This window comes from Accumulibacter sp., assembly GCF_016789985.1.
Taxonomy (GTDB): Bacteria; Pseudomonadota; Gammaproteobacteria; order Burkholderiales; family Rhodocyclaceae; genus Accumulibacter.
Window position 1 is genome coordinate 1 of sequence record NZ_JAEUOL010000027.1, and the last position, 6,244, is coordinate 6,244.

At 65.3% G+C, this 6,244-nt stretch carries 6 protein-coding genes; 4 read left to right on the forward strand and 2 right to left on the reverse strand.

The window, feature by feature from the left end:
* Nucleotides 1–1,947, forward strand: a 1,947-nt coding sequence (locus tag JNK99_RS01410; RefSeq protein ID WP_291847552.1) for a vitamin B12 dependent-methionine synthase activation domain-containing protein, incomplete at its 5' end; no start/stop codon positions are given.
* 26 nt (nt 1,948–1,973) lie between these two features.
* Nucleotides 1,974–3,011 (forward strand): UDP-N-acetylmuramate dehydrogenase, encoded by a 1,038-nt coding sequence (gene murB / locus JNK99_RS01415; RefSeq protein WP_291847555.1) that lies wholly within the window; start codon nt 1,974–1,976, stop codon nt 3,009–3,011.
* 33 nt (nt 3,012–3,044) lie between these two features.
* On the opposite strand, the gene JNK99_RS01420 is transcribed toward murB, so the two are convergent.
* The gene (locus JNK99_RS01420) at nt 3,045–3,746 is read right to left on the reverse strand and encodes an rRNA pseudouridine synthase (RefSeq protein WP_291847567.1); all 702 of its coding nucleotides are present in this window, start codon (nt 3,744–3,746) and stop codon (nt 3,045–3,047) included.
* 285 nt (nt 3,747–4,031) lie between these two features.
* Nucleotides 4,032–4,376: an FKBP-type peptidyl-prolyl cis-trans isomerase gene (locus tag JNK99_RS01425; protein WP_291847558.1), complete on the reverse strand. Its 345-nt coding sequence runs from the start codon at nt 4,374–4,376 to the stop codon at nt 4,032–4,034.
* 218 nt (nt 4,377–4,594) lie between these two features.
* Here JNK99_RS01425 and JNK99_RS01430 point away from each other — a divergent pair, with 218 nt between their 5' ends.
* Entirely contained in the window at nt 4,595–5,704 is a 1,110-nt protein-coding gene (locus JNK99_RS01430; RefSeq protein ID WP_291847561.1) for an HD domain-containing phosphohydrolase, read from the forward strand.
* Nucleotides 5,701–6,244 (forward strand): tRNA threonylcarbamoyladenosine dehydratase (locus JNK99_RS01435; protein ID WP_291847564.1); only part of this gene is annotated, 544 nt, incomplete at its 3' end. The genes JNK99_RS01430 and JNK99_RS01435, both read left to right, overlap by 4 nt.

Below are 6,244 nucleotides of genomic sequence, written 5' to 3' on the forward strand. Positions count from 1 at the left end.
CACGCGATCAGGGCGGGACTGTCGATGGGCATCGTCAACGCCGGCATGCTCGGTGTCTACGATGAGCTGGACCCCCTGCTGCGGGAAAAGGTCGAAGATGTCGTGCTCAACCGTCGCCCCGACGCCGGTGAGGCGCTGGTCGAGTTCGCGCAGACGGTCAGGCAAGGCAAGGCAAGGGAGAGCGCTCCCGATCTCGCATGGCGTGAACTGCCGGTGGACGAACGCCTGACCCATGCGCTGGTCAAGGGCATCACCGATTTCGTCGTGGCCGACACGGAAGAATGCCGCGCCGCGCTGGCAGTGGCCGGCAAGCCTCCCTTGGCGGTCATCGAAGGCCCGCTGATGAACGGCATGAATGTCGTTGGCGATCTCTTCGGCGCCGGCAAGATGTTCCTGCCGCAGGTAGTCAAGTCGGCACGCGTGATGAAGCAGGCGGTGGCGCACCTGATTCCGTTCATCGAGGCGGAAAAACTGCGCACCGGTGTCGGCAGCAAGGGCCGGGTCGTCATCGCCACGGTCAAGGGCGATGTGCACGACATCGGCAAGAACATCGTTGGCGTGGTACTCGGCTGCAACGGTTATGAAGTGGTCGACCTGGGGGTGATGGTCCCCTGCGACCGCATCCTGCACGCCGCCCGCGAACACGGTGCCCAGGCGGTCGGCCTATCCGGACTGATCACCCCGTCACTCGAAGAAATGAGCCATGTCGCGGCCGAGATGGAGCGTCTGGGCTTCGCCACGCAGGCGGATGGCGGGCCTGTGCCGTTACTGATCGGCGGGGCGACGACCAGTCGGGCGCACACGGCGATCAAGATCGCGCCGAACTACTCCGGCCCGGTGGTCCATGTGCCCGATGCTTCGCGCGCGGTGGGCGTCGTCACCAGGCTGCTGTCGATCGACAACGCCGCCGATTTCCGGGGCGAACTCGCCGCCGACTACGCCAGGGTGCGCGCGCAACACGCCAACAAGAAGGGCATCACGCTGGTGACACTCGAAGCGGCACGCGCCAACCGCTTCGTCTGGAATGAAGATACCGGCTACCGGCCACACCCGCCGAGCAAGCCGGGCCTGCACGTGTTGCGTGATGTCGATCTGGCCAGCCTCGCCGAATACATCGATTGGGGCCCCTTTTTCCAAACTTGGGACCTTGCCGGCAGCTATCCGAAGATCCTCGGGGACGCTGTGGTCGGCAGTACCGCACGCACGGTGTTTGCCGACGCGCAGGCAATGCTCGAGAAGGTGGTCAGCCAGCAATGGTTGCGCGTCAACGCCGTGTTCGGCCTCTTTCCGGCCAACGCCGTCGGTGACGACATCGAGATCTATGCCGACGAGTCACGCAGCCATTGCCTGATGCGCTGGCACAACCTGCGCCAGCAACACGAGCGCCCACCCGGCAAGCCGCACTACTGCCTGAGCGACTTCGTTGCCGAGCGTGGTACCCCGGACTGGATCGGCGCTTTCGCCGTCGGAGCCGGCTTTGGCATCGAGGAGAAACTCGCCGAGTTTGCCGTCGCCCACGATGACTACCACGCGATCATGCTCAAGGCGATCGCCGATCGGCTGGTCGAAGCCTGTGCCGAATGGCTGCATGCCCAGGTACGGCGTGATTACTGGGGCTACGCCGTGGATGAAGCGCTCGACCACACGGCGCTGATCCGTGAAGAGTATCGCGGCATCCGGCCAGCTCCCGGCTACCCGGCTTGTCCCGATCACACCGCCAAGCGCGCCCTGTTCGAACTGCTCGATGCGCCTGGCAACGCCGGCATGGGGCTCACCGAGTCCTTCGCCATGACGCCGGCGGCAGCGGTCTCGGGCTTTTACCTGGCGCACCCGCAGGCGCGCTACTTCGCGGTCAGCAAGATCGCGCCCGATCAGATGAAAGACTGGGCGCAGCGGGCCGCCTTCAGCCTTGCCGAGGCACAACGCTGGCTGGCACCGTTGCTCTGAACAAATCTCTGCAAGGACGACCGACGATGAGTCCACGAGAGTTTCCCGATTTTGTCGAGCGCGGCGTAGACCTCGCAACGCGGACGACGCTGGCCCTGCCCGGGCAGGCGGCCTTTTACGCCCGGATCACATCGACCGGCCAGCTGGCACGGTTGACCGGCAACTGGTCGCTACGCCGCTTCGCCCTTGGTGGTGGCAGCAATGTGGTGCTGGGTGGCGACTTCGACGGCCTGCTGCTGCATCTGGCGATCGGCGGCCGCGAACTGATCGGAGAAGACGAGAATGCGTGGTATGTACGCGCCGGCGCCGGCGAGAACTGGCACCAGCTAGTGGCATGGACGCTCGCGCAGGGCTGGCCGGGGCTGGAGAATCTGGCCCTGATTCCCGGCACGGTCGGCGCGGCGCCGATCCAGAACATCGGCGCCTATGGGCTGGAGCTGGCCGACCGCTTCCTGTCCCTCGAAGCACTCGACATGCAGAGCGGCAGACTGCTGCGCCTGGATCGCGCCGCCTGTCGCTTTGCCTATCGTGACAGCGTCTTCAAACAGCAGGGGTGGCACCTGGACGCGCAGCTGGTGATCACCCGGGTCACCTTCCGCCTGCCGAAAGCCTGGCAGGCACTCACCGGGTACGGTGAGCTGGCGGCCGAACTCGAGCGTCAGGCAGTGGACCACCCCAGCGCGCAGCAGATCGCCGCCGCAGTGATCGCCGTGCGCAGCCGCAAACTGCCCGACCCGGCAACGCTGCCCAACGCCGGCAGCTTCTTCCATAACCCCCTGGTGGACGCCACGCTCGGCGCCCGCCTGCAGCAGATCTATCCTGATCTGCCCTGCTATCCGCAGCCCGATGGTCGCATCAAGCTGGCTGCCGGCTGGCTGATCGAACGGAGCGGGTGGCGAGGCCGCGGCCTCGGCCGCGTCGGCATGTACGAAAAACAGGCGCTGGTGATGGTCAACCACGGCGGGGCGCGGAGGGCCGAAGTGATGGCGCTGGCGAGCGCCGTCCAGGCCGACGTGCGGCAGCGCTTTGGCGTCGAGCTGACCCCGGAACCAATCATCCTCTGAGAGGTTCCGCCTGCGGCTGCGTCCATGGCGCCGTCAGAACGCCTCGTCGGGGCGCAGGAAGCGCCATTGACCAAGCGGCAGGTCGCCGAGCCGCACCGCACCGATGCGCACTCGTTTGAGACCGATGACGCGCAGCCCGACCAGTTCGCACATCCGTCTGATCTGGCGCTTTCTACCCTCGCGCAGGATGAAGCGCAGTTGATCTTCATTCAACCATTCGACCCTGGCCGGTTTGAGTTGGCGTCCATCAAGGCTCAGGCCGTGGTTGAGCAGGGCCAGTCCCCTGGCGTCCAGCCGGCCGGTGACGCGTACCAGGTACTCCTTTTCGATCGTCGATTGGTCACCCACCAGTTGCCGCGCCACGCGGCCATCCTGGGTCAGCACCAGGAGACCGGTCGAATCGATGTCCAGCCGACCGGCGGGAGCCAGTCCACGCAGGCATGCGGGACTGAACAACGGTGTATCCGGCGTGCGGAGCTGCCGCTCCGGCTGGATCAGGGTCACCGCTGGCGTGCAACCGGGTTCCGGTTGCCCCGAAACGTAACCGACCGGCTTGTGCAACAGGATCGTCATCCGGGCTTGCTGATTGGCCTGCGCTCGCCGGTCCAGGGTAATCAGCGCAGACCGATCGGCCCGGGTTCCCAGCTCGCTGATCCGCTGCCCGTTGACGAAGACCCAGCCGCGCGCGATGTAGTCGTCGGCATCGCGCCGCGAACAAAGGCCGCGCTCGGCCATCAGCTTGGCTATCCGTTCGCCGGATGGCGACGAGGCGCCGGTCGTCGCCGCCGCGTCTCCGGCCGGCGTGGCGAGCGGCGGAAAAGGCTGGCGTGACGCCAGGCCGCGCGCCGGCTGCACCGTACTCGTCGAGCGTTGTGCCGGACCGCCTGCCGCCGGGGCTGTTGTCGGCCGCTGCCTGCTCGATGCGGCCGGCACTGGCGGCCGGCCGGGACCGCCCTGAGCGACCACTGGCCTGGTCGCCGATTGCGGGCTCAGGGTCTTGCGTGGCCGCCCGGCCATTGCTCAGGCAATATCGAGCAACTCGATCTCGAAGACCAGCTTGGCATGCGGCGGGATCATCTTGCCTGCCCCACGCGCGCCGTAACCCAACTCCGGCGGAATGATGAGCTTGCGGATGCCGCCGACGCTCATGCCGGGAACGCCCTCTTCCCAGCCGGCGATGACATGCCGTCCGTCGAGCGGAAAGCGGAAAGGCTCATTGCGATCGACGCTGGAGTCGAACTTCTTGCCGTCGGCCAGCCATCCTGTGTAATGCACGATGACATGCTGGCCGGAAGTCGCCGTCGGGCCGCTGCCAACGATGATGTCTTCGATCTGCAGACCGCTGGGGGTGGTAACAATGGGCATTCTCAACTCCTCGCTAACAAAAATCGGGAGTTTAGCCCAGCATTGCGCCAAACGGTCAGCGATATGCGGGGCGCCCATGCCCTGTCAGACCAGTTGATCGCTAAAACCATACTTTGACCGCTCGCCGCCATATGGCATGGCACGCCGCTGCCCTGCCTGCCGACAGCTGGCCGGCTTTCCGTTAAACTCTAGGGAAACGCTTGCCCGGAAGGCTCCCGATGGACAAACAAACGACTCCTGCCACGCGCCTTGCCGAACCGGAAGCCGTACTGGATTTCGCTGAAGCGCTGCGCGATTACGCGCCAGCCATCGAACGCGATGTCAGCCGGCTCCGGCTTACCCCGGGCGATCGCGAGGCGATCGGCAGTCTGTTTCGTGGCCTGCACAACATAAAGGGCGACGCCGCGCTGTGCCGGGTCGATCTCGCGGTCGCCATGGTGCACCCCATGGAAGCTCTGCTCGATCGGGTACGGCGCAACGAACTCCCTTTCACTGCCGCCATTGCGGAATTGATATTGCTGCTCCTCGATCGTCTGGAAGTCACCATCACCCGTCTGGCCTGCGGGCAGGACCTTGCTGACCTGCAGCTTGGACATCTCACGCAGGGACTCGAATCCCTGGTGTGCGCCAAGGGGAACGAGCTGGGCGGACGGACGTCCGCAATCATTGAGGCGGTTACCGGCTTTCACCCGGTCGGCGGCGCCTCACTTGCCGCCGTGGGCGAGCGTGCAACAGACAACGCGGGCCAAGGCGCCCAGGCGAGCGATGATCTGCGCTTTTTCCGCGTGCTCGCCCACCAGTTCGAAGCCCGCTCGCCCCGCTTCAAGGGACGTACCGCACGCATCGTTCGCCTGGCGCTCGATACCAATCAGCAAGCGGGCACGGTGATCGACCCCCAACAGCTTGAAGCGGCCGTCTACATGCATGATGTGGGCATGATGTTTGTTGAGCAAGCGATCTGGCTGAAGAGCGGGGAGATGAGCGCGGCCGACCGGCAGGCGCTACGCAGCCACCCCATGTACGCGGCCGAGCTCCTGTCGCGAATGGCTGGCTGGTCGCCAGCCGCACAGATGGTGGCACAGCATCATGAGATGCCCGACGGGAAGGGCTATCCACACGGACTGTCGGCGGCTGCCATCTGCCCCGGCGCCCGCCTCCTGGCGATCGTTGACGCCTTCGAAGCGGTGATGTCGAGACATGATGACCGCAGGCGGAACCGCTCGGTTCTGCGCGCCATCGCCGAAATCAACGCCTGCGACAAACAGTTTGCCCCGGAATGGATTGCTCAGTTCAACCAGGTCATACATCGTACGCTGGCATCTACATGAGCCTCGAGCCGCCCGACGTCGCGCGTCGCTTCGCCGGTGTGGCGCGTCTCTACGGCGCGGAAGCCCTATGCTGTTTCCGCAATGCTCATGTCGCCGTGGTCGGCATCGGCGGTGTCGGTTCCTGGGCGGCCGAGGGTCTGGCTCGTTCGGCGATCGGCCGGATCACCCTGATCGACCTCGACATGATCGCCGAATCCAACGTCAACCGTCAGATCCATGCGCTCGACGGCGAGTTCGGCAAGGCCAAGGTAAGCGCCATGGCGCACCGCATGCGCGCCATAAACCCGGAATGCGAGGTTGACGAAATCGAGGAGTTCGTGACGCCCGAGAATATCGACACCATGTTCGCCACCGGCTTCGACTACGTGATCGACGCGGTCGACCAGGTACGCACGAAGGCGGCGATGATCGCCTGGTCGAAACGACGCGCCATACCGCTGATTACTGCCGGCAGCGCTGGTGGCCAGATCGATGCGACAAGAATTCAGCTGGCGGATCTGGCACTGAGCATCCAGGATCCGCTGCTCGCAAGAGTGCGTT